Source organism: Novosphingobium sp. BL-S-20 (assembly GCF_055521635.1).
This window is the reverse complement of the sequence record NZ_CM145494.1, coordinates 2,406,603-2,429,547: the sequence shown is the minus strand read 5'-3', so window position 1 is coordinate 2,429,547 and position 22,945 is coordinate 2,406,603. Positions and strand designations below refer to the sequence as shown.

Sequence of the window (22,945 nt, the reverse complement as noted above, 5' to 3'; positions counted from 1 at the left end):
GCGGGCTGCGTCGTCAGTCAGTAAAGAAGCGGGGTCCCCGCCTTTGCGGGGACGACGGGAGGAGCTGAGACCTCTGTTCCCGGCCCCGTCAGGCGTTCACCTGACGGATCATTGGCGCCTGACCGCGCCAGGTATCCATCCAGTCGAGCACATCCTCGTAAGGCATCGGCTTGCAGATGCCGTAGCCCTGTCCCGCATTGCAGCCGAGCGAGACCAGCAGTTCCTGCGTTTCCGGATTCTCCACCCCCTCGGCCACCAGCGGGATGCCGAGGCTTTCGCAGAGCACCACGAGGCTGTTCACCAGCGACTGGTCGAAGCGGCTCTCGGTGAAGCGCGAGATAAACGAGCGGTCGATCTTGATCTCGCTGATCGCGAAGTCGCGCAAGTAGCCGAACGAGGTGAAGCCCGCGCCGAAATCGTCGATGGAGAGCGGAATCCTGTGCTCGTGCAGCCGCTCGATCACCCGCTTGGCCTGCGAGGGATTGGTGATGAGGGCGGTCTCGGTGAGTTCCAGCGTCACCCGCTCAGGGGCGATGCGGTGGCATTCGATCAGTTCGACCACGCTGTCCACGAAAGTCGGTCGTTCCAGCATCCGGGCCGAGACGTTGATGGCGATGGCGGCGCCGTCCACCTTGTCCTGTATCCGCGCGAACTGGGCGAGCACGGTGTCGAGGCACTGGTGGGTGAAGGTCTCCAGCAGCGGCGACTGCTCCACGGTGCGGATGAGCTGGTCGGCGGGGATATTGCCGCTGCGCGGATGACGCCAGCGCACCAGCGCCTCGAAGCCGAGCACGCGCCCGTCGCGCAAGTCCACCTTGGGCTGCCAGTGCCATTCGAGCGCATCGTGGGCGATGGCCTGGTCGATCTCCTCCAGCATATCCTTGGGATCGAACGCGGGGGCGGCGGGCAGGCTGTCGCGGCTGGTCACCAGCTTGTCGAGCCCGCGCTTGGCCGCATACATCGCATCGTCGGCGGCGGAGAGCAGGCCCGTCGGCGCATAGCCGCGCTGCGGGCACATGGCGATGCCGATCGAGGCGCCGACGTGGAGGATACGGTTGTCGTGGACGATCGGCTGCTCGATCACCCGCGCCAGCTTGCCCGCGAGGCCGGTGGCGGTCTCATAGTCCGGCACGTCCTGCAGCAACAGGGCGAACTCGTCGCCGCCGAGCCGGGCCACGGTATCCACCTCGCGCAAGTGGCCGCGCAGCCGCCGGGCGACGGTGGTGAGCACGACGTCGCCCGCGGCATGGCCGAAGCTGTCGTTGATTTCCTTGAAGCGGTCGAGGTCGATCATCATCACCGCGAAGGAGCTGCCGTTGCGGCGGGCGCGGGCGCAGGCCTGGCCGAGGCGGTCGAACAGCAGCGTGCGGTTGGGTAGGTCGGTCAGCGGATCGTGGAGGCTGCGGTGGGTCAGTTCCTCCTCGGTGCGGCGCAGGTCCTGCCGGTACTTGCGCCAGGCGATGCCTTCCTCGACCGAGGCGGCGACCCGTTCCGGCGAAAGCGCGCGCTTGGTGAGATATTCGGTCATTCCGGCCTTGATCGAATCCGCCGCGACCTGCTCGTCGACATTGCCGGTGACGGCGACGATCGGGCAGTCCTGATCGACTTCGGCGCGGATCGTCGGCACCAGATCGCGCCCGTCCCCGTCGGACAGGCCGACGTCGAGGAAGACGATGTCGAGCGCGGGTTCGGCATGGCGGATGATCTGGAGCGCCTCGGCCTGCGAACTGGCCTCGATCACGTTGATCGCGCGCGGCCCGCGCTGGAGCATGCGGATCAGGCGTTCCCGGTCGACATCGTCGTCGTCCACCACGAGGGCCTGGATTTCCGTCTTGCCGTTGTAGTTGTACTCCATCGTCTCGGATTCCTTGGCTGGGTGCAGCGGGATCACGGATGCGCGATCGCGGGCAGGTTCTGCGTGGTGGCGTATTTGGTGATGAACTGGGCGAGCTGGGCGAACTGCGGGCCGACCGCCGACTTCACCATGTAACCGGCGACATGTTCGTCGTAAGCGCGTGAGCGGTCCTGATCGCGCGAACTGGTGCTGAGGATGAACACGACCGTCCGCTTCAGCTCGGCATCGGCGCGCAGTTCCTCCAGGAACTGGAAACCGTCCATGTTCGGCATGTTGAGGTCGAGCAGGACGATTACCGGGGTATCGATCTGCTTGCCGGGATGCCGTCCGCGCAGGATGTCCAGCGCCTCGCGGCCGTCTCCGGCAGTTAGGCTGCGGCAGGGGACGCCATGGCGCTTGAAGCTGCGCAGCACGCCTTCGAGGGCGACGTCGTCGTCGTCGACCACCAGCACGGTATAGTCGAACAGGGCGGTTTCGCTGTCAGTCATCCTCGTTCTCCTTCAGCAGGATCCGGGGCCAGTGAATCTCGAACGAGGCGCCGCCGAGCGCCCCCGGCGACTGCACCGTCACCATGCCGCCGTGGGCGTTGATCATGCGGCGGGTGAAGGCGAGGCCGACGCCGTCGCCGCTGGTGCCGGGCGAGGCGCGGTGGAACAGCTTGAAGATGCGGTCCTCGTTACCGGGGGTAATGCCCTTGCCGTCGTCGTCGACGGTGAAGACCGAGAAACGCCCTTCTTCGCGCATGGCGATGCGGATGTGGCCTGCCCTCCCGCCGTGGTGCTTCACCGCATTGCCGATAAGGTTACGCAGCGAGGTTGCCAGCGGCGCGCGCGGGGCGGTGATGTCGCCGCCCTGGAGGTCGATCTCGATCCGGAAACTGTCGGGCACGAGGGCCAGGCTCAAGGCTTCGTCGATCAGCGCGGCGGGGGAAATGGTCTCGGTATGGCGGTCGCGCACCCCGGCGCGGGCATAGTCGAGCAGGTCGTCGATCATCTGTTCGGCGCGGGCGATGCGCAGGGCGATGCGGTCGAAATTGTGCTGCACGTCCTCGGAGAGGTCGACGTGGCTCAGGTCCTCCCGAATCCAGGTGACGAGATCGGCGATGCCCCGCAGCGGCGAGCGCAGATCGTGGCTGGTGACATAGGTGAACTCCTCAAGCTGGGCATTGGTCTGCTGGAGTGCGGTCTCGCCCCGCTTGCGGGACGACAAGTCGTTGACGATCGCCATGAACATCGGCTGGGCGCCGTTTTCGAGACGGGTCAAGGCGATCTCGACCGGGATTTCCTGACCCGAACGGTGCAGGCCCGTCAGGTCGCGACCCGAACCCATCATCCTCGATGCGGGAGCGGCGACATAGCCCTCGACATGGCGCTGATGCCCCTCGCGGTAGCGCGGAGGCAGCAGCATCTCCAGCGGCTGGCCGACCAGTTCCTCGCGCGGATAGCCGAACTCGGCGGCGAGCGCGGAGTTGACCTGGACGATGCGCTGGCGACTGTCGACCACGAGGGCGCCGAGCGGCAGGTTCTCGAAGATCTGGGTGAAGCGCCGTTCGGCGATGGTCTGGCGGGTCAGGCTCTGGAACCAGAGGATCGCGCGCTTGTCGAACTCGCCGGGGGAGGATGTCAGCGTCAGTTCGACGGTCTGCTCGATGCCTTCCAGCGCCTTGATCGTGACCGTGCGGGTCCACGAGGGGCGGGCCTCCACCGGGGCGGCGAAGAACAGCTCCAGCATCTGCTGGAGGATTTCGGCATCGCTCTGCGACAGCCAGGCGAAAGCAAGGGTGAGGCGCAGGGCGGCGGGGTCCGGTTCGCCCAGCAATGCGGCCAGCGAGGCATTCGCCCAAGAGATCACGCCGGCCCTGTCGATGATCATCGCGCCGATCGGCGCATGCGTCAGTGCGACATGGACATCGGCCTGGTTCTGAAGCGCTATCGTCACGAAAACTCCCGTTGCAGCGTAAGAACCACCCCCCGGCGAGGGAGGCGGTGTTACCGTGCGACCGGGAGGTCGTGCGCGTTCCTCAGCGACGCGGCGATCGGCCTTCCGCGTGCTGGTCTATGGGGGCAGCCGTTTGCAGCTGACGAACAGGGCTTTCCGGTTTTGCCCTTAGTTTTCGGGAAAAGCTGTCTGGTTCTGGAAAACGGTGGCGTGAGAAGTGCGGTGGATTATCCCTGAAGCACTCAAACGCTGACGAACTTCCCCGCCTCGCGGTCCTTGCGCACCTTGAGGCCGTTGAACACAGAGCCGTTCATCGTGATCCACACGCCCTCGGGTGCGGACTGGCAGCAGGCGAAGGCCATGCCGAGATTGAAGGTCGCGTCGCTCTCGGCGAAGCGGGCCGGGGCGAGGGCGCCGGTCAGCACCGTGGTCTTGCCGGGCAGATCGGCGAGAACCTTGGCGGTGTCGGTCATCGTGTCGGTGCCGTGGGTGATGACGACATGGGCTTCCGGTGCGGAGGCGACGATGGCGCGGATCGCGGCGCGGTCCTCGTTGGTCAGCTCCAGGCTGTCCTTGCGCATCAGTTCGACCACGCGCACCGGATGGGCGACGCGGGCGACCTTGAGCAGCTTCTCGATCACGCTCTCGGCGATCTGGTATTCGCTGAGGGCGTCGAAATACTGCTTGTCGAACGTGCCGCCGGTGGTGACGACGAGGATTGGGCTGAGTGCGGGGGACTTGTCCATGCGCGCCGTTTCCTATTCCGGCGGCGCCGGGTCAAGCGATAGGATCTGGAAAATGCGCTAAGGCGCATTTTCGTGGCGGCACCGGCCCGCTCCCCCACCCGACCTCCCATCTAGGATATACTGAATGGGAGGTCGGGTGGGGGAGCGGGCCGGTGCCGCGAAATTCGTCTAAGGCGAATTTCCAGACAAACTTACGCCACTTGCGGGCAGGGGCGGCGCGGCCAGTCGATCAGGCCGATCAGGTCGTCCACGAAAGCCTCGCGTTCCTTGATGGTCGGGCGCTTGGGCCGCATCAGGATGTCCGAACGATAACCCACCAGCGCCGAGACGGTCACCTGGGTCAGCCGCAGGGCTTCCTCCTGCGTGAAGGCGGTCCTGTAGAATTCGGTCACGCAGCCGCGAAAGCGTGTGGGACCGCGTTCGTAGAACATCTCGTTGATCTCGGGAAACCGCTCTCCCTCGCTGACGACGAGGCGGAACAACTGCACCGAGTTCTCGCGCAGCAGGCAGTCGACGAAGCGCAGGCATGCCCGCCGCAGCGCCGGAAACGAAAAGGTCTGGCCGATCAGAACCTCGTTCACGTCCTGCGCGAAGGCATCGACCTTGTTGTCGACTACGGCGGCGAAAAGCTCTTCCTTCGAGCTGAAGTGCGCCCAGAGGGTCGCTTTCGAACCGCCAAGCTCGTCGGCGATGGAGGACATCGTGGTTGCCGCATAGCCGCGCTCGAAGAAGGATTTCGTCGCCACTTCCACGATCGCGGCCCGCTTCTTCGCCTTGTTGAGTTCTCGTTTGCCCGGATTATCTGCCATAGTGGTACTAGCTGGTACACTTTTTCGTTGACAGGCGCAAGCCGGACTCCGATAAAAACTGTACCGATGAGTACGATCACTATCACCCGAGTCGCGGCAGTCTCCATGCTCGCCGCAGGCCTTTCGCTGTCCGCCTGCGCGGTGCCCGACCTCGGGCCGAAGCCGCAGATGCGGGCTCCCGCAACCCTGGACAGCGCCCAATCGCTCGGCGCCACATCCGATGCCGCATGGCCGCAGCAGCAGTGGTGGACCGCCTATGGCGACGCCCAGCTCGATGCGCTGGTGGCCGAAGCGCTGGCCAATTCGCCCGACGTGGCCGAGGCGCAGGCCCGTATCCTGCAGGCGCGCGGCGCTTCGCTGGTGGCAGGGGCCTCGACTTTGCCGACCGTGGGCGGGCAGGGTTCCGCCGGTGGCACCAAGCAGAGCTACAACAACGGCATTCCGGCCGAGTTCGTTCCCAAGGGTTGGAAGAGCACCGGTGATCTCGCGCTCTCCGGTGACTTCGATCTCGACCTCTGGGGCAAGTATCGCAAGATGCTGGCCGCAGCGACCTCCGAGCAGAAGGCCGCCGAGGCCGATGCCCGTCAGGCCGAGCTGATGATCTCCTCGAACGTGGTCTCCTCCTACTTCGACCTCGCCCGCCTCGTGGCGCGCGGTGAGGCGCTGAAGGATGCTGTGAAGGCGCGCGAGGCGATGGTCACGCTCAGCGACCAGCGCAGCCGGCAGGGTCTCGACAGCGAATTGCCGCTGCGCCAGTCGGAATCGCTGGCGGCTTCGGCCCGCGCCCAGCTTTCGGCCAACAGCGAGCAGATCCTGCTGCGCCGCCATGCGCTTGCCGCGCTGCTCGGTTCCGGGCCGGATCGCGGTCTGTCGATTGCGCCCAGTTCCATCGCCAGCCTGCCGGTGACGCCGGTTCCCGCCGACGCCGGGATCGGCCTCGTCGGTCGCCGTCCGGATATCGTCGCCGCGCGCCTGCGCGCAGAGGGTGCGGGCAAGCGGATCGATGCTGCCAAGGCCGCGTTCCTGCCCGATATCTCGATCAGCGGGTTGTTCGGCCTCCAGTCGCTTGGCCTCTCGAACCTGTTCAAGAGCGGGTCCACCTATGGCAATGCGGGCGGCGCGATCAGCCTGCCGATCTTCCAGGGTGGCCGTCTGAAGGGCGAGTACACCAAGACGCGCGGCGCCTACGATCTCGCCGTGGCGGACTATAACGCCACGGTGATCGGCGCGCTTCAGGACGTGGCCGATGCGCTCGCCACCCGCAATGCGGCGGCCGAGCAGGAACAGGCCTCCGCCGATGCGCAGGACAAGTCGGCCCGCGCCTACGACATCGCGATGAAGCGCTACAAGGGCGGCCTCGCCAACTATCTCGACGCGCTGAGCGCCGAGACCACCGCGCTCGATGCGCGGCAGGCCGCCGTCGATGCCCATTTCCGGACCCTCGCCAGCGAAGTCGCGCTCAAGCGCGCGTTGGGCGGCGGTTACGAAGACAATTCAAGCAAGAAGGCTCCCGAGTGATGAGTGACGAAAACAGCAACGAGCAGGGCTCCGGGAGCGTGCTCGGAAAGAACAGGCGCAAGCCGCTTCTCGTCGGCCTCGCGGTGGGCGTGGCGGCGGTGGGCCTGCTCTACTTCGCCTATGACACCTTCATCGGCAGCCGCTCGGTCTCGACCGACAATGCCTATGTCGGCGGCGACAATGCGCAAGTGACGCCGCTGACCTCGGGCCGCGTGGTGGAAGTGCTGGTCACCGACACCCAGCCCGTCCGCAAGGGCCAGCTGCTGTTCCGCATCGAGGATTCGGACCAGCGCATCGCGCTCGCCCAGGCCGAGGCGGAACTCGCCGCCGCGCAGCGCCGCTACGGCCAGTCGCTCGCGCAGAACCGGGCGCTCGGCGCCTCGGCAGACGCCAGCGATGCGCAGATCAACTCCGCCAAGGCCAGCGTGGCTTCGGCCGAGGCGACGCTCACCAAGGCCAAGACCGACTTCGCCCGCCGTCAGGCTCTCGTGGGCAGCGGTGCGGTTTCGGGCGACGAACTGACGACCGCCCGCCAGCAGCTGGCCTCGGCGCAGGCCTCGGCCAGCGAGGCGCGCGCGATGCTCGCCCAGATGCAGGCCGCCGCCGTCAGCGCTCGCCGCCAGGAAGACGCTGCCGTCGCCCTGACGAAGGGCACTTCGGACACCACCGCGCCGGAAATCCGCCAGGCCCAGGCCAAGCTCGACCAGGCGAAGCTCGATCTCGAACGCACCGTGGTGCGCGCGCCGATCGACGGCGTGATCGCCAAGCGCGCCATCCAGGTCGGCCAGAAGGTCCAGGCCGGCGGCGTGGCGATGACCGTGGTTCCGGTCGGCCATCTCTATGTCGATGCCAATTTCAAGGAAACGCAGCTGGGCAAGGTCCGCCCCGGCCAGCCCGCAACGCTGACCTCCGACTTCTACGGTTCGGGCGTGACCTATCACGGCAAGGTCGTCGGCTTCTCGGGCGGCACCGGCGCGGCTTTCTCGCTGATCCCGGCGCAGAACGCGACGGGTAACTGGATCAAGGTGGTGCAGCGCCTGCCGGTGCGCATCGAACTCGATCCCAAGGAGCTTCAGGAGCATCCGCTGCGCATCGGTCTCTCGATGGATGCCGAGATCGAACTGACGGACGCCGACTGATGGCCGGCGCACCCGCTGCGCCAGCGACCGGAGGCCAGGCCGGAAACGGAGCCGGAAGTCAGGCGGCTGGCGACACCACCTTCACCGGTGCGAAGCTGCTCATCGCCGGTTTTTTGCTGGCGATGGCCAACTTCGTCGTCGTGCTCGACATGACGATCGCCAACGTCTCGATCCCGCACATTTCGGGCGGATTGGGCGTCTCGGTGTCGAACGGCACCTGGGCGATCACGTCTTACGCGGTGGCGGAGGCGATCTGCGTGCCGCTGACCGGCTGGCTCGCAGGGCGCTTCGGGTCCTTGCGCGTGTTCCTGCTCTCGCTGATCGGCTTCGGCGTGTTTTCCGCGCTCTGCGGGATCGCCCATAGCTTCGGCCTGCTGGTGCTGTTCCGTCTCGGGCAGGGCTTCTGCGGCGGTCCGCTGATGCCGCTGACGCAGACGCTGCTGCTGCGCATCTTCCCTAAGCACATGCACCCGCGCGCCATGGCCATGTGGGCGATGACCGTCGTCACCGCGCCGATCGCGGGTCCGATCGTCGGCGGCTACATCTCCGACAACTGGTCGTGGGAATGGATCTTCTTCATCAACGTGCCCATCGTGATCCTGGTCTTCTTCGGCCTCTTCACGATCCTGCGCGGGGTGGAGACGCCGACGCGCAAGCTACCGATCGACGTGGTCGGGCTGGGCCTGCTGATCGCCTGGGTTGCCGCGTTCCAGATGATGCTGGATCTCGGCCGCGAGCACGACTGGTTCGGTTCGCCCTTCATTGTCGCGCTGGCGGTGATCGCGGTGGTCTTCTTCATCGCCTTCGTGATCTGGGAACTGACCGAGGACCATCCGGTGGTGGACCTCAAGGTCTTCCGGCACCGCGGCTTCTCGGCGGCGACCTTCTCGCTGACCATCGCCTTCGGCACCTACTTCGCCTCGGTGGTGGTGATCCCGCAATGGCTGCAGACCTCGATGGGCTACACCGCGACGCAGGCGGGTGAAGCCATGGCCTTCTCCGGCGTGCTGGCGGTCTTCGCCTCGCCCTTCGTGCCCAAGTTGATGCAGCGCTTCGATCCGCGCATGCTGGTGTTCCTTGGCATCGCCTGGATCGGCGTGGTGGCGATCTTCCGCACGAGCTGGTCCACCGACGTGCCGTTCTGGACGATCGCTTGGCCGCAGCTGGTGCAGGGCGTGGGCGTCTCGCTGTTCATGGTGCCGCTGACGACGATCAGCCTGGCCTCGGTCGATCCCGACGAGACCGCGGGTGCGGCAGGCATCGCCAACTTCGGACGCACCCTGGCCAGCGCCATCGCCACCGCTCTGGTGACCACGACCTGGGAAGACATGAGCCGCGCCAACGGGGCGGACATGGCGGCGACGATGAACAATTCGCAGCAGACGATGGACCAGCTTCAGAACGCCGGTTTCTCGATGGAGCAGGCGCGCCAGACGCTCGCCAATCTCGTCAATGCGCAGGGGACGGTGCTGGGCACGGTGCATGTCTTCGCACTCTGCGCGATCCTGCTGTTCATCGCTGCATGCACTATCTGGATTGCCCCGCGTCCCCCGCGCGGTGCGAAGCCGGCATCGGGCGGGCACTGATCCCCGGGGGGCTGACCAAGGCTCCCTGAACGTCCCACCCGAGGCCAAGCGAGCCGCCGACGCTATCCCTCCTCCAGCGTCGGCGGCTTTTGCCGTTCAGGAGAAGCTGCGCCGCAGGAGGCGCGGCAACACGGCGGCTTGGGCGCAGGCGCGGGCTACGAAGAACAGGGTGAAGGCCGCCCAGAGGCCGTGGTTGCCCCAGGGATGCAGACCCCACAGCAGCACCGCGTAGAAAGCCATGGCTGCCAGCATCGTCCCCATCATCGCCTGCGTCCATCCCGCGCCCACGAATACGCCGTCGAGCACATAGGCGGAGACGCCCAGCAGCGGCAGCAGCGCCAGCCAGGGGGCATAGACGGCGGTGGCGGCGATGACCTGCGGCGCGGTGGTGAAGGCCGCCGCCAGCATGCGTCCGCCCAGCGCATAGCCGAGTGTCAGGGCCAGTCCCATGACTGCACCCCAGAGCAGCGCCGAACGGACCACCCCGGTAAAGCGGCTGCGGTCGCGGGCGCCGAGGGCCTCGCCGCAAAGCACTTGCGCGGCGCTTTCGAAACCGTCGAGCAGGAGGGTCGCCAGCATGAAGAGTTGGAACAGGATGCCATTCGCCGCCAGCGTGACCGGCCCAGCCTGCGCGCCGCTGCGGGCGAAGGCGAGCAGGGCGGCGGTCAGCAGCAGGGTGCGCAAAAACAGGTCCCGGTTGAGCGCGAAGAGGCGGGCGAGTTCGGCGCGCCGCCAGGTCGCCCGCTGGCGCACCGAGGCGAAAGCGGTGCGGGCTTCGGGGCGGCGCAGCACGAGGGCGGCCAGCACCAGGAGCTTGAACAGTTCGGAGGAGAAGGTCGCTGTCGCCACTCCGGTCACGCCCCATTGCACCACGAGCACGAGGAACAGGTCGAGCGCGATGTGGACGATATTGGCAGCAACTTCGACCACGAGGACATGGCGGACGAGGCGCTGGCCGATCAGCCAGCCCACCAGCACGCAATTGCCCAGCCAGAGCGGCCCGGCCCAGTAACGGATGGCGATATAGTGGCGGGCGCTTTCGCGGACCGCGCCTTGCGCTTCCAGCAGGTCCAGCCCGAAGGGGATCGCCAGCGGCATCAGGCAGAGCAGCACCGCGCCGATGCCCATCGCGACGGCCATGGCCCGTGCCAGGGTTTCGCCCTGTGCGCTGCGGTCGCCCCGTCCGGCGCTCTGGGCGGTCAGCGCGACGGTGCTGGTACGCAGGAAGTTGAACACGTTGAGCAGGCCCATCATGTACTTCGCGCCCAGTTCGACCGCGCCTTGCGCGGGGGCGTCGCCGAGGCGCCCGATCGCCCACATGTCGGCCAGGCCGAACAGTGCAGTGGCGACGTTGGTCAGCATCGCCGGAAGGGCGATCGACCAGAGCAGGTGTGTCTGGCTTCGGGCGGGCTGGATGAGGGGCTGGGTCAAGGTCTTTCGCGATTAGCGTAGCGGCCCGGAAGGGGCAAACATGAGCCAGGCCACGGGCAGGCTCGGGTCCGACATGGGGCGAATCGTCCAATCGACCCGGAGAAGCATGCGGGTAAGAGTGATTCGATCTGCGCCGATTCGCGGTCTCGGAACGCTTTCAGGTTCATGCTGCAACTGCGAACAAGGCGAGTTCGCGTGCGCCGGAACGAGAGCGCCCCGGTCCGCTTTGTGCGGGCCGGGGCGCTAAAACCTAGTCAGTATAAGATGTTGCACCTGCGAAGATTCGGCGCGCCGGAAAGAAATTAACTTCCTTCCCGGCGCGCTCTCTCCCAACGCCGGTAAAGCCGCTAGCGACCTTTCGCCAAGCACTCTGCAACAATTTCGCACGATCTCAAAGCGGAATTGCAGGAAGGGCAGCATAATGTTCCGCCCGATGCTGCAGCGGGCAAGTACCGGCGGCACCATCCACTTGGACAGCGGCGGCGCCTTTATCTGCAACATTCGATTGCAAGGCTCAGGGCAGGGCGATCAGCGGCGATATCGCCCGAACAACTCAGGCGGCGTCGCGCCTGTCGGGCGGCGGCCCCTCGGGAAACTCCAGCATCGAGCCGGGCTGGGGACGGCCGAACAGGAAGCCCTGGCCCTGGGTGCAGCCTTCCGAGCGCAAGTATTCCCGTTCCACCTCGCTCTCGATCCCTTCCGCCGCCACCGTCAGGCCGAGGCTGCGGCCAAGCCCGATCACGGCGCGGATCACCGCACGCGAACTGGCTTCCTCGTGGAGGTTGAGAATGAACGACTTGTCGATCTTGATCTTGGTGAAGGGGTAGTTGAGCAGGTAGCTCAGCGAGGAATAGCCGGTGCCGAAGTCGTCGAGCGAGATACCGATGCCCAAGCTGCGCAAGTTGCGGATGATCGCGGCGGGGCGTGGCCCCTGTTCCATCAGCACCGCTTCGGTGATCTCCAGTTCGAGCCGCTCGGCGCAGAGGCCCGAGGCGGAGAGGGCGTTCACCACCGTGCCCAGCAGGTTGCCGTTGCGGAACTGCACCGGCGACACATTGACCGAGAGGCGCACATGTTCGGGCCAGCGCGTCGCCTCGCGGCAGGCGGTCTGCAGGACGAAGCTGCCGAGCCTGTCGATCAGCCCGAGTTCTTCCGCCAGCGGCACGAAGACCTCGGGCGAGACCGGGCCGCGCTCCGCATGGTTCCAGCGCAGCAGCGCCTCGCAGCATTCGATCACGCCGGTTTCGAGGTTGAGCAGGGGCTGGTAGTGGACGTCGAGTTCGCCGTCCCGCACGGCCTTGCGCAAATCCGTCTCGAGCCGGATCTTGGCCTGCGCGGCTTCGTCGAGGGCGGCTTCGAAGCGGCGGCAGGTGCCGCGCCGGTCGGCCTTGGCGGCATAGAGCGCGAGGTCGGCAAAGCGCAGCAGTGTCTCGGGATCGCTGCTGTCGAACGGAGCGCCCGCCATGCCCACGGTAGCGCCGATGTGCAGGGTGTTGCCGTGGACGTGGAAAGGCTCGCAGAGCACGGCGATGATCGCCTTGCTGACGATTTCCGCCTGGGTGAGGCTCGACTTCCGGAAGATGATCGCGAACTCGTCGCCGCCGATCCGGCAGAGCAGCGCGCCGGGCGGTACCAGTTCGCGCATGCGCAAGGCCGCGTCGGTCAGCAGGGCGTCGCCGAAGTGGTGGCCGTAAGTGTCGTTGACGGTCTTGAAATTGTCGAGATCGATGAGCGCCAGCGTCACCGTTTCCGAAGGCGAGACTTTCGACAGCAGGTCCCGCAAGGTCTCGCGGCAATGCGAGCGGTTAGCAAGTCCGGTCAATTCATCGTGGCGCGCCATGTATTCCATGCGCCGTTCGATGCGGCGACGCTCGGTCACGTCGAAGACCGAGGCGATCGTCACCGGACGCCCCTCGATGACCGAGGCGTGGGTGGTCACATGGGCTTCCACCACTTCGCCGTCGCGCCGGAACATCGTCCAGCCCGCATGGCAGGTGGGCTTGTCGGCATCGAGCATCCGCGAGGCCTCGGGCCAGGCCTCGCCGCCGAACAGCCGCCGGGCATTGAGGCCTTCCATCTCCTCCGGTTCATATCCGAACAGGCGGCACGCCGAGGCATTCGCGGTGCGGATCTGGCCGGTTTCCGGATCATGGACCAGCATGGCCAGCGGATTCTGCTCGAACAGGAGGCGGAAGCTTTCCTCCTTCTGCTTGAGGTCGGTGATGTCCACGCGCAGGCCGATCGAGCCGCCGTCCTCCGTCCGGCGCTCTTCGATGAGCACGTAGCGGCCGTTGGACAGGCGCTGTTCGTGCCGGGCGGCGGGCTGCTGCATCAGCGCCAGGCGGTCCGAAAGCCATTCTTCCTCGCGGCCACTGGCTTCAGGGTAGTCGCCGCGTTCGACGCCCACCCGCAGCGTATCCGCCAGTCTGGCGCCGGGCTCCAGCAGGTCGGCCGAGCGGCAGTAGATTTCCTCGTACTTGCGGTTCCAGAGGATGTAACGACCCTGTTCGTCCAGGAAGACGACGCCTTGCGGCAAGACGTCGATCGCTTCGCGCAGCCGTCTTTCCGCACGGGATGCCGCCGCGAGCGCGGCGTCGAACGATTCAGGTAGCGCTTCGCCTGCCAACGCCTCGTACTCTTCCGAAGTTACCAGAACCAACTTTGCGTCCCCGTGTTGGAATCAGGTTATGTCACAAGATGTTAACATTTCCGTCAACGCCTGACGGTGCCCTGTGTTTCCATGCCGGTGGATATTTCTGGCGGCAAGTTAACCAATAACAAGGACCCGCCGCAGAGGGTGCGGCGGGCCTGGTTTTCCTCCCCAGGAAAACGCTTGAGAGGTTATCCGGCTCAGGAGAGCCGGTGGTTCCGGTCGCAGGCGTTATGGGTGCCTGCGTTCCGGTGTTTCGAACCAGCGCCGGGCGGCGCTGGCTTGCTTCTTGTCCTCAGCGCCGGGTGGCGCTGCCGAGCCGGTGGTAGAGGTTCGAATACGTCGAGCTGACCGGATCATCCTCATGTGCGCGCATGTAGTAGAGCACGGCTTCCTGCAGCAGCTTGAAGTCCTGGTTCGAAAGCACCGCGCGGGCGCGGGCCGGTTCGGTGGTCATGGTGGTCATAGTACCTTCCTTTCCTTGCTTGGCGGGGAACTTCCCCAACTGCCTCAGGCAGCGAACTGATTCATCGTGTTGTGCGTGCCGCCTGCCTTCAGGGCGGCCTCGCCGGCGAAGTATTCCTTGTGGTCGTCGCCGATATCCGATCCGGCCATGTTCTGGTGCTTCACGCAGGCGATACCCTGGCGGATTTCCTGACGCTGCACGCCCTTGACGTAGCCGAGCATCCCCGCCTCGCCGAAGTACTCCTTCGCCAGATTGTCGGTCGACAAGGCGGCGGTGTGGTAGGTCGGCAGGGTGATGAGGTGGTGGAATATCCCCGCCTCGCGCGCCGCGTCCTTCTGGAAGGTGCGGATGCGCTCGTCGGCCTCATTGCCGAGCTCCGTGCCGTCGTAGTCCACGCTCATCAGCTTCGCCCGGTCATAGGCGCCGGTGTCGCGGCCTTCCGCTTCCCATGCATCGTAAACCTGCTGGCGGAAGTTCAGCGTCCAGTTGAAGCTGGGCGAGTTGTTGTAGACCAGCTTGGCATTCGGGATCACTTCGCGGATGCGGCTGACCATTCCGCCGATCTGGCCGATATGCGGCTTTTCGGTTTCGATCCACAGCAGGTCGGCGCCGTTCTCCAGCGCATGGATGCAATCGAGCACGCAGCGATCCTCGCCGGTTCCGCTGCGGAACTGGTAGAGGTTCGAGGGCAGCCGCTTCGGGCGCATCAGGCGGCCTTCGCGGGTGATCAGCACTTCGCCGTGGCCGACGTCGCCCGCCGCGATCTCGTCGCAGTCGAGGAAGCTGTTGTAGCGGTCGCCGATATCGCCCGGCTGCCGGGTGAAGGCGATCTGCTTGGTCAGCCCCGCGCCCAGCGAGTCGGTGCGCGCCACGATCAGGCCCTCGTCGACGCCCAGTTCCATGAAGGCGTAGCGGACCGCGCGGATCTTCGCGATGAAGTCCTCATGCGGAACGGTGACCTTGCCGTCCTGATGGCCGCACTGCTTCTCGTCAGAGACCTGGTTCTCGATCTGGATGCAGCAGGCGCCAGCCTCGATGAACTTCTTGGCGAGCAGGTAGGTCGCCTCGGCATTGCCGAAGCCCGCGTCGATATCCGCGACGATCGGCACGACGTGGGTTTCGTGGTTGTCGATGGCGTGTTCGAGGCGCTTGGCCTCGACTTCGTCACCGGCCTCGCGCGCCTTGTCCAGATCGCGGAACAGCATGCCCAGTTCGCGGGCATCGGCCTGGCGCAGGAAGGTGTAGAGTTCCTCGACCAGCGCCGGAACCGAGGTCTTCTCGTGCATCGACTGGTCGGGCAGGGGCCCGAACTCGCTGCGCAGCGCCGCGACCATCCAGCCCGAGAGGTAGAGGTAGCGGCCCTTGGTCGTGCCGAAATGCTTCTTGATGGAGATCATCTTCTGCTGGCCGATGAACCCGTGCCAGCAGCCCAGCGACTGGGTGTAGTTGGCCGGGTCGCGATCATAGGCCGCCATGTCCTCGCGCATGATGCGGGCGGTATGGCGGGCGATGTCGAGGCCGGTGCGGAAGCGGTTCTGCAGGCGCATGCGCGCGACCGATTCCGCTTCGATGCCGTTCCAGTTGGGCTCGGTGCCGATGGTCTGACCGGCTTCGGTGATCTTGCTCTGGTAGGTCACTGCGAAAAGTCCCCGTCGAAAATAGGATTGGGCGATGACCTGGAGCTAACCCTCATTCGTGCGGCGCGGAACGGCCTGCGAAGTCCGGTTGTCAAACTTTACAGATATTCCTTGTAAAGATGTGCAGGCATGACAAACTGCGGAGGACATGGCGGAATCACGACCTCTCTACCTTGGCCCCAGGCTGCGCCGCCTGCGCCGCGAACTGGGTCTGACGCAGCAGGCCATGGCGGACGATCTGGAGATTTCGCCCAGCTACGTCGCGCTGCTGGAACGCAACCAGCGCCCGGTCACGGCGGACATGCTGCTGCGCCTTGCGCGGACCTACCGGCTGGACATTGCCGATATCGCCGGAGACGATGGCGAGGACTATGCCCGCCGCGTGGGCGACGTTCTGCGCGATCCGCTGTTCGCAGACATCGACTTGCCTTCGCTGGAAGTGGCCGATCTCGCGATGAGTTTTCCCGGCATTTCGGAAGCGTTGCTGCGGCTTCACGGCGCTTACACCCGCGAAAGTCAGGCCCTGGCCGAGCAGCGAGCCTCCGGCCCGGCGGCGGAAGAGAACGAGCCGGTGCGTGAGGCGCAGCGGTTCCTTGGGGCTTCGCGCAACTATTTCCACGCCCTCGACGTGCGGGCGGAGGAACTTGCCGGCGAGATCGAACAGGCCGGTGGCGCCACCGCTTGGCTTGCCGCCAAGGGCGTCCGCGTGCGTTTTCTACCGCCCGACGTCATGGTCGATTCGCTGCGGCGGTTCGACCGGCACAACCAGCAACTGCTGATCGACGATACGCTCGGCCCCTCAAGCCGGGCGTTCCAAATCGCCACCCACATCGCCCATACCGCGATGCGCAGCGACATCGTGGCCGTCGTGCGCGCCGCCGCCTTTGTGCAGACGACCACGGCGACGCTCGTGCGCCGGGCGCTGGCGGGCTACGCGGCGGCGGCGATCCTGATGCCTTATGCCAAATTCGCCCGCGCGGCCGAGGTGCGGCGCTACGATATAGAGGCGCTCTGCGGGTTGTTCGGCACCAGTTTCGAGCAAGTCGCGCACCGACTGACCACGCTGCACCGGCCGGGGGAGGAGCGGGTGCCGTTCTTTTTCCTACGGGTGGACGAGGCGGGCAACGTCTCCAAGCGGCTGGACGGCGCGGGCTTCCCCTTCGCGGCGCATGGTGGTGGCTGTCCCTTGTGGTCGGTCCATCAGGTGTTCCGCTGGCCCGGCGAAGTGCGCACCCAATGGCTGGAGCTGCCGGACGGCCAGCGCTTCTTCTCGATCGCGCGCACCGTCACTTCGGGCGAGGGGCGGCACGGGCGGATGAAAGTCACGCGCGCCGTGGCGCTCGCCTGTGCGGCGGAAGAGGCGGGCAAGCTGGTCTATGCAGAAGAAGGCGAGGCGAGCGTCACGCCCATCGGCGTGACCTGCCGCCTCTGCCAGCGCGCCGACTGCGCAGCCCGCTCGGTGCCGCCCATCGGCCGCGACGTGCTGGCCGACGACTACCGCCGCGCCGCGCAGCCCTACTCTTTCGCGGAAAGCTGATCCTCCCCGGCACCTTGCCAAGCCGCCGAACCCCATGGCATTTCCGCCCTCATGGTGAAGGCCGACCTCAAACCGGCGCGGAAAACGCGGCTGGGTGCGATCGCGCTGGTCGCGCTGCTTCATTTCCTGGCGCTCGCCGCCTTGATCCGTGCTTTCACACCGGAATTCGCAGCCTCCATCGTGGGATCGCTGACGCAGACCTTCGACGTGCCGCTGGCAACTCCGCCTCCACCGCCGTCCCCTGCACCGCAGCCGCACCCGTCATCCGCACAGGATGAAGGCGCCGCCGGAGCGCCGGGCAAACGCGCCAAGCCCCGCGACACCGCCGTCCCGAAAGCGCCGATCACGATCAGGCCAAGCGAGGCGCCACCCGTTGCAGGCAAGGGCACCGAAAACGCCGCCGGAGCGCGGGATGAAGGCACGGGAACCGGCGCAGCAGGCCTCGGCAGCGGAACCGGAGCAGGCTCAGGCGGCTCAGGACAGGGCGGTGGCGGAATTGCCGCCAAACCGGTGAAGATTGCCGGGGACATCAACTCCGCGCGAGACTACCCTCGCGAGAGCCGCGCCCTGCGGTTGGGTTCGCAAGTGGTGATCGCCCTGAAAGTCGGGACGGACGGGCGGGTGAAGGCCTGCCGCGTGATCCGCGCCAGTCCCGATGCCGAGGCGGATCGGATCACCTGCCGACTCGCCACCGAGCGTTTCCGTTTCAGGCCGGGCCGGGATGCCGCCGGAAATCCGGTCGAGACGGAATTCGGCTGGCGGCAGCGATGGTTCCTCAAGGGCGAGGGGTAGGGCTTGCAAGACAACATGCTCCAAAAGGGGCATTTTCCATATGGCGCGGCTCCGGTTCGTTTGGTCTCGTTCCGCCAAGACGGGCGGCGCGGTTCGCGCTAGCCTTGCGGGACGAAACGAAGTTTCCGGATCCAGGTGTTTTTCCGGGTGTTGTCGGGTGTTTCTATTGCCTCTGGTCGATTGCCCCCGGAAAACCGCTGCGCAGGAGTGAATGATGAAGTCTGACTGGATCGATCCTGTTGCATTGGTCGAAGGTGCGTCTAATAGCGCGCCGGAAAATTCCCTCTCCCTTGATGCTGCGAGCGCTCCTCTGCTGAACATGCCCGAAATCGTACCCGTCATTCTCTGCGGCGGCAGCGGCACCCGGCTCTGGCCGCGTAGCCGCGTCGCCATGCCCAAGCCGTTCCTGCCGCTCGTCGGCGATTCGACCCTGTTCGAGGCGACCGTGGCGCGCTGCCCGGCGGACGGCGGCTTTGCGGCGCCGGTGGTGGTCACGGGCACGAAGCACCTCGAACATGTCGAGGCGCAGCTGCGCGGGGTCGAGGGCGCTTCGGTCATCGTCGAACCCGCCGCGCGCAACACGGCCGCCGCGATCGCGCTGGCCGCCTGCCGCCTGCCGGAAGACGCAGTGATGCTGGTCTGCCCCAGCGACCACCATATCGGACGCCCCGAAATCTTCGCCAAGGCCGCCTGCGCCGCCGCCGAACTGGCGAAGGACGGCTGGCTGGTCTCCTTCGGCATCGAGGCCACCGCGCCGGAAACCGGCTTCGGCTACCTGAAACGCGGCGAGGCGATCGAAGGGCATGAAAAGGCCTTCCGCACCGCGCAGTTCGTCGAGAAGCCGGACCTCGAACGCGCCAAATCGTTCCTCGCCGACGGCAATTACGCCTGGAATGGAGGGATCTTCGCTTTCCGCGTGGGCGACTTCATGGCCGAACTCGCCGCCCATCGTCCGCAGATCGCCGCCAAAGTGCGCGAAGCGGTCGAGAAGGGCACAGAGGACGGCCACCGCTTCCACCCCGATGCCGCGACTTTCGCCGAAGTCGAAAGCGATTCGGTGGACTATGCGGTCATGGAAAACACCCGCCGCGCCGCCCTCGTGCCCGCCGACATGGAATGGTCGGACATCGGCAACTGGCAGGCCCTGCACGAGGCGCTGCCGCAGGACGCTCAAGGCAATGCCGTGCGCGGTTCCGGCGAAGTCGAAATGGTCGATTGCAGCAATGTCCTGGTCGACAGCGACGGGCCGCGGGTCTCGGTGATCGGGCTGGAAAACGTGATTGTCGTGATCGACGGAAACGATGTGCTGGTCACGACCGTTGACGGTGTGCAAAAGGTCGGAAAGCTCTCCGGAGCCGTCAACCAGTAAGGATATATCGATGACTGCTGCACTGCCGATCCGCCAGGTCGAAAAGCCCTGGGGCAAGGATGTGCTGCCCGCGCCGTTCAAGGCTCCGGACGGTGAACGCATTGGAGAGATCTGGTTCGAGCCGCCCGCGGCGCTGCCCGACCTCCTGGTGAAGTACATTTTCACCAGCGAGAAGCTCTCGGTCCAGGTGCACCCCAGCGATGCCCAGACGCTCGCCAAGGGGCTGGGCAAACAGGGCAAGGAAGAGTGCTGGCTGATCGTGGCCGCCGAACCCGGCGCCACGCTCGGGATCGGCTTCGATGCGCCGATCGGCGAGGAAGCCATGCGCGAGGCTGCGCTCGACGGCTCGATCGAAGGGCTGATGACCTGGCACGAGGTGGTGCCGGGCGACTTCTTCTACATTCCCGCCAACACCGTCCATGCCATCGGCGTCGGCGTCAGCCTGATCGAAGTCCAGCAGAACAGCGACATCACTTATCGCCTCTACGACTACGGTCGCCCGCGCGAACTGCACCTCGACGAAGGCATGGCCGTCTCGCGCGGTGAAGTCTACGATCTCGCCCGCTGGCACAAGCGTGTCCCCGCCGAAGGCAGCGCGACCCTCGTAGACGGGCCGCTGTTCCTGCTCGATCAGGTCGCGGGCAAGCCGTCCCCCGAAGTCGCGGCCCGCTATCCGCAGGCCCTGCTGGTGATCCCGCGCGAAGGTTCGGTCCGCATCGGCGGCGACACCATCGCGCCCGGCGGCTGCGGACTGGCCTCCTCGCTGGACGACGTGGAATTTGCGGAAAACGGCGTCTGCCTGCTCGCTCGCGCCTGTGCAGACTGACGCGTGTCAGACATAAATGATGCCATGATCGTCCAGACCATCCAGCTGGCGCTGACGCCCGTTTTCGTGCTCGTCGCCATCGGCAATATCCTGAACATCCTCTCCAGTCGCCTCGGCCGGGTGGTCGATCGCGCGCGCGAGCTTCAGGAACGGCACAACCGGACAGCCGGCGCCGAACACGATATGGTGGTCCTGGAAATCCGCCTGGTCGATAAGCGCATCAACATCATCACCAAGGCCATCCGCTTCATGGTGCTCTCGGCACTGTGCATCGGTACGACCGTGGCGGTGCTGTTCCTCCAGGGCCTCGCCGGACTGAACCTCCACGGCGTCGCGGCGGTGATCTTCCTCGCCTCGATCGTGCTGCTGCTGGTGGCGCTGGTGCTGTTCCTGCGCGAGACCCAGGTGGCGAAGGAAGCCCTGAGCATTCCGCGGGATTATCTGGAATTGCATCGGACTATTTGAAGGACGGAAAGGGAAAAGCAGGGGGTCAACACCCCCTGCACCCCCAAGACTGTCTTCGTTGTGCCCTGCCTATCCGTTGTGCGCGCCTTGCGGCCGCCCGCAGGGCATTAAATAGCCCTTCGGGCAATCTGGGCACGACGATGAGGAGGCGCCCCCACCTATACGGTAATGGGGGTGCAGGGGGTGTTGACCCCCTGCTTATCTCTTGTTCTTGAAAAGAAAACGGGCCGGAAAGCACAACGCTTCCCGGCCCGTTCCCCTATCTGAAAGCCCCGATCAGGCAGCGAGCTTGAAAGGCTCGATCTCGCCCGAAAGGTAGAGCTTCTTCGCCTTGGCGCGGCTGAGCTTGCCCGAGCTGGTGCGCGGCAGGCTCTTGGGCGGCACCAGTTCGACCACGCAGTTCATGCCGGTGATCGAGCGCACCTTGTCGCGGATCAGGTCGCGCAGTTCGATGCGCTTGGCTGGATCGGAGACGCGGCAGTGGACGAGCACGGCGGGGGCTTCCTCGCCATTGTCGGTTTCAACCGAGAAGGCGGCGATATCGCCGTGGTTGAAGCCCGGCAGCTGTTCCACGGCCCATTCGATATCCTGGGGCCAGTGGTTCTTGCCGTTGATGATGATCATGTCCTTCGCGCGGCCGACGATGAACAGGTAGCCATCGGCCATGTAGCCCATGTCGCCGGTGTCCAGCCAACCGTCGACGAGGCAGGCCTCGGTCGCTTCGGGATCGCGGAAGTAGGAGTGCATGACGCTGGTGCCGCGGCACCAGACCTTGCCGATCTTGTGGTCGGAGAGGCTGTCGCCGTTCTCGCCGCGGATCACCACTTCCATGTCGCGCACGGGCTTGCCGCAGTTGACGATGGCGCGGTAGCGGGCGGGGCGGCTGAGGTCGCGCGGGGTGCCGGAGAGGCGTTCTTCCTCGACCAGTTCGACGCGGATGCCTTCGCCCGGCGGCATGATGGTGACGGCCAGTGTCGCTTCGGCAAGGCCGTAGCTCGGCAGGAAGGCGGTTGCCTTGAAGCCCGCCTGTGCGAAGGCATTGACGAAGCTCTGCATCACGTCGGGGCGGATCATGTCGGCGCCGTTGCCGGCAAGGCGCCAGCGGGACAGGTCGAAGCGATCGTCGACGTGGCTCTGGCTAGAGATGCGGCGGGCGCAGATGTCGTAGCCGAACGTCGGCGAGTACGAGATCGAGGTGCCCTCGTTGCGCGTGATCATGTCGAGCCAGGCGAGCGGGCGGCGGGCGAAGTCCTCGGTCTTGAGATAGTCGCCCGAGACCTGGTTGGCGATCAGCGAGAGGAAGCAGCCGACCAGGCCCATGTCATGGTACCAGGGCAGCCACGAGATGCAGCGGTCGCCTTCGGCCAGTTCCATGCCGTGGCTGTGCGCGGCGAGGTTCGACATGAGCGAACGGTGCGTGACGGCAACGCCGTGCGGGAAGCGGGTCGAGCCGCTGGAGTACTGCAGGTAGCAGATATCGTCCGGGCCGGCCTTGGGCAGGGCGACTTCGGGGGCGTCCTTGGCCGCGAAATCGGCCCAGGTGGCGTGGTCGCAGCCTTGGCGCGTCGCGGCCTGGGCGGTCATTTCGGCGATCTCGTCCGGGCCGACCAGCAGCATCGGGTCCGAGCTGGAAAGCTGGACGGCGAGCTGTTCGATATAGTTGTCCTTGCCGCCGAAGCTGGTGGGCAGGGGCAGCGGCACCGGCCAGGCACCGGCGTAGACGACGCCGCAGAACAGGGCTGCGAAGTCCGGGCCGGTCTCGGCGATCAGGGCCACGCGGTCGTTCGGTTTCACGCCGCGCGCGATCAGCGCATGGGCGACCTTGAGCGAATCCGTGCGCAGCTGGCTGAACGGATAGACCTGCTTCAGCGTGCCGCGCGGATCGTGGAAATTGAAGCCGCGCTGGCCCTGCGCCGCATAGTCCAGCGCATCGCAGAAGGTGTCGAAATCGGCAAAGCGGCGGGCAAGCGCGTCGTCGTTAGGTGTGGCGACTAGTGCTTCGATCGCTCGCGGCACCACGTTGATGGTGTCGTTCATTTCGTTCTAACCCGTTGTTGTTATACCGTAAATTCTCACCGGAACCCCGTTGTTGACACCCGGTTTTCTGATCCGGAGGCAACAAATCCGCACGACGTGGTTCCGTGCGCTCTCCCCAATCCGAGCCGACTGTGGCACGAATAG

At 65.9% G+C, this 22,945-nt stretch carries 18 protein-coding genes; 8 read left to right on the top strand and 10 right to left on the bottom strand.

The window, feature by feature from the left end; genetic code table 11:
- Nucleotides 1-88: 88 nt before the first annotated feature.
- From ACZ1II_RS19055 to ACZ1II_RS19035, 5 genes are all read right to left on the bottom strand, one after another.
- Complete coding sequence (locus ACZ1II_RS19055) at nt 89-1,891, bottom strand: putative bifunctional diguanylate cyclase/phosphodiesterase (protein WP_465145157.1); 1,803 nt, start codon at nt 1,889-1,891, stop codon at nt 89-91.
- Nucleotides 1,888-2,343: a response regulator gene (locus tag ACZ1II_RS19050; protein ID WP_465145156.1), complete on the bottom strand. Its 456-nt coding sequence runs from the start codon at nt 2,341-2,343 to the stop codon at nt 1,888-1,890. The genes ACZ1II_RS19055 and ACZ1II_RS19050 overlap by 4 nt, the downstream gene beginning before the upstream one ends.
- Complete coding sequence (locus ACZ1II_RS19045) at nt 2,336-3,793, bottom strand: sensor histidine kinase (protein ID WP_465145155.1); 1,458 nt, start codon at nt 3,791-3,793, stop codon at nt 2,336-2,338. Before ACZ1II_RS19045 ends, ACZ1II_RS19050 begins: the two co-directional genes overlap by 8 nt.
- A gap of 242 nt (nt 3,794-4,035) precedes the next feature.
- The gene (locus ACZ1II_RS19040) at nt 4,036-4,539 is read right to left on the bottom strand and encodes an asparaginase domain-containing protein (RefSeq protein WP_465145154.1); all 504 of its coding nucleotides are present in this window, start codon (nt 4,537-4,539) and stop codon (nt 4,036-4,038) included.
- A 191-nt stretch (nt 4,540-4,730) separates the two neighbouring features.
- Entirely contained in the window at nt 4,731-5,348 is a 618-nt protein-coding gene (locus ACZ1II_RS19035) for a TetR/AcrR family transcriptional regulator (RefSeq protein ID WP_465145153.1), read from the bottom strand.
- A 66-nt stretch (nt 5,349-5,414) separates the two neighbouring features.
- Here ACZ1II_RS19035 and ACZ1II_RS19030 point away from each other — a divergent pair, with 66 nt between their 5' ends.
- The 3 genes from ACZ1II_RS19030 to ACZ1II_RS19020 are packed head-to-tail and all read left to right on the top strand — an operon-like array spanning nt 5,415 to nt 9,591.
- On the top strand, nt 5,415-6,866 hold the full coding sequence (locus tag ACZ1II_RS19030; protein ID WP_465145152.1) for an efflux transporter outer membrane subunit: 1,452 nt from the start codon (nt 5,415-5,417) through the stop codon (nt 6,864-6,866).
- Entirely contained in the window at nt 6,866-8,005 is a 1,140-nt protein-coding gene (locus ACZ1II_RS19025; RefSeq protein WP_465145151.1) for an EmrA/EmrK family multidrug efflux transporter periplasmic adaptor subunit, read from the top strand. Before ACZ1II_RS19030 ends, ACZ1II_RS19025 begins: the two co-directional genes overlap by 1 nt.
- Entirely contained in the window at nt 8,005-9,591 is a 1,587-nt protein-coding gene (locus ACZ1II_RS19020; protein ID WP_465145150.1) for a DHA2 family efflux MFS transporter permease subunit, read from the top strand. Before ACZ1II_RS19025 ends, ACZ1II_RS19020 begins: the two co-directional genes overlap by 1 nt.
- 96 nt (nt 9,592-9,687) lie before the next feature.
- Here the strand turns inward: ACZ1II_RS19020 and ACZ1II_RS19015 are convergent, their stop codons facing one another.
- The 4 genes from ACZ1II_RS19015 to ACZ1II_RS19000 form a co-directional block, all read right to left on the bottom strand.
- The gene (locus ACZ1II_RS19015; RefSeq protein ID WP_465145149.1) at nt 9,688-11,022 is read right to left on the bottom strand and encodes an MATE family efflux transporter; all 1,335 of its coding nucleotides are present in this window, start codon (nt 11,020-11,022) and stop codon (nt 9,688-9,690) included.
- A 553-nt stretch (nt 11,023-11,575) separates the two neighbouring features.
- The gene (locus ACZ1II_RS19010) at nt 11,576-13,681 is read right to left on the bottom strand and encodes a putative bifunctional diguanylate cyclase/phosphodiesterase (RefSeq protein WP_465145148.1); all 2,106 of its coding nucleotides are present in this window, start codon (nt 13,679-13,681) and stop codon (nt 11,576-11,578) included.
- Between the two features lie 286 nt (nt 13,682-13,967).
- A complete protein-coding gene (locus ACZ1II_RS19005) occupies nt 13,968-14,138 on the bottom strand; it encodes a hypothetical protein (protein ID WP_465145147.1) in 171 nt (56 codons plus the stop codon).
- 44 nt (nt 14,139-14,182) lie between these two features.
- A complete protein-coding gene (locus tag ACZ1II_RS19000; RefSeq protein WP_465145146.1) occupies nt 14,183-15,775 on the bottom strand; it encodes an isocitrate lyase in 1,593 nt (530 codons plus the stop codon).
- Between the two features lie 148 nt (nt 15,776-15,923).
- Between ACZ1II_RS19000 and ACZ1II_RS18995 the strand changes: the two genes are divergently transcribed.
- The 5 genes from ACZ1II_RS18995 to ACZ1II_RS18975 all read left to right on the top strand — a co-directional run bounded on the left by ACZ1II_RS18995 (nt 15,924) and on the right by ACZ1II_RS18975 (nt 20,764).
- Complete coding sequence (locus ACZ1II_RS18995) at nt 15,924-17,312, top strand: helix-turn-helix domain-containing protein (protein WP_465145145.1); 1,389 nt, start codon at nt 15,924-15,926, stop codon at nt 17,310-17,312.
- A gap of 51 nt (nt 17,313-17,363) precedes the next feature.
- Entirely contained in the window at nt 17,364-18,104 is a 741-nt protein-coding gene (locus ACZ1II_RS18990; protein ID WP_465145144.1) for a TonB family protein, read from the top strand.
- Nucleotides 18,105-18,423: 319 nt separating this feature from the next.
- Nucleotides 18,424-19,473 (top strand): mannose-1-phosphate guanylyltransferase, encoded by a 1,050-nt coding sequence (locus ACZ1II_RS18985; RefSeq protein ID WP_465145143.1) that lies wholly within the window; start codon nt 18,424-18,426, stop codon nt 19,471-19,473.
- Between the two features lie 10 nt (nt 19,474-19,483).
- Entirely contained in the window at nt 19,484-20,299 is an 816-nt protein-coding gene (locus ACZ1II_RS18980; RefSeq protein WP_465145142.1) for a class I mannose-6-phosphate isomerase, read from the top strand.
- 24 nt (nt 20,300-20,323) lie between these two features.
- Nucleotides 20,324-20,764 carry a DUF2721 domain-containing protein gene (locus ACZ1II_RS18975; RefSeq protein WP_465145141.1) on the top strand — a complete coding sequence of 147 codons (441 nt, stop codon included), beginning with the start codon at nt 20,324-20,326 and terminating at the stop codon, nt 20,762-20,764.
- A 276-nt stretch (nt 20,765-21,040) separates the two neighbouring features.
- Here ACZ1II_RS18975 and ACZ1II_RS18970 read toward each other — a convergent pair whose 3' ends face one another.
- Nucleotides 21,041-22,801, bottom strand: coding sequence for a fatty acyl-AMP ligase (locus tag ACZ1II_RS18970; protein ID WP_465145140.1), 1,761 nt, complete (start codon nt 22,799-22,801; stop codon nt 21,041-21,043).
- Nucleotides 22,802-22,945 lie beyond the last annotated feature (144 nt).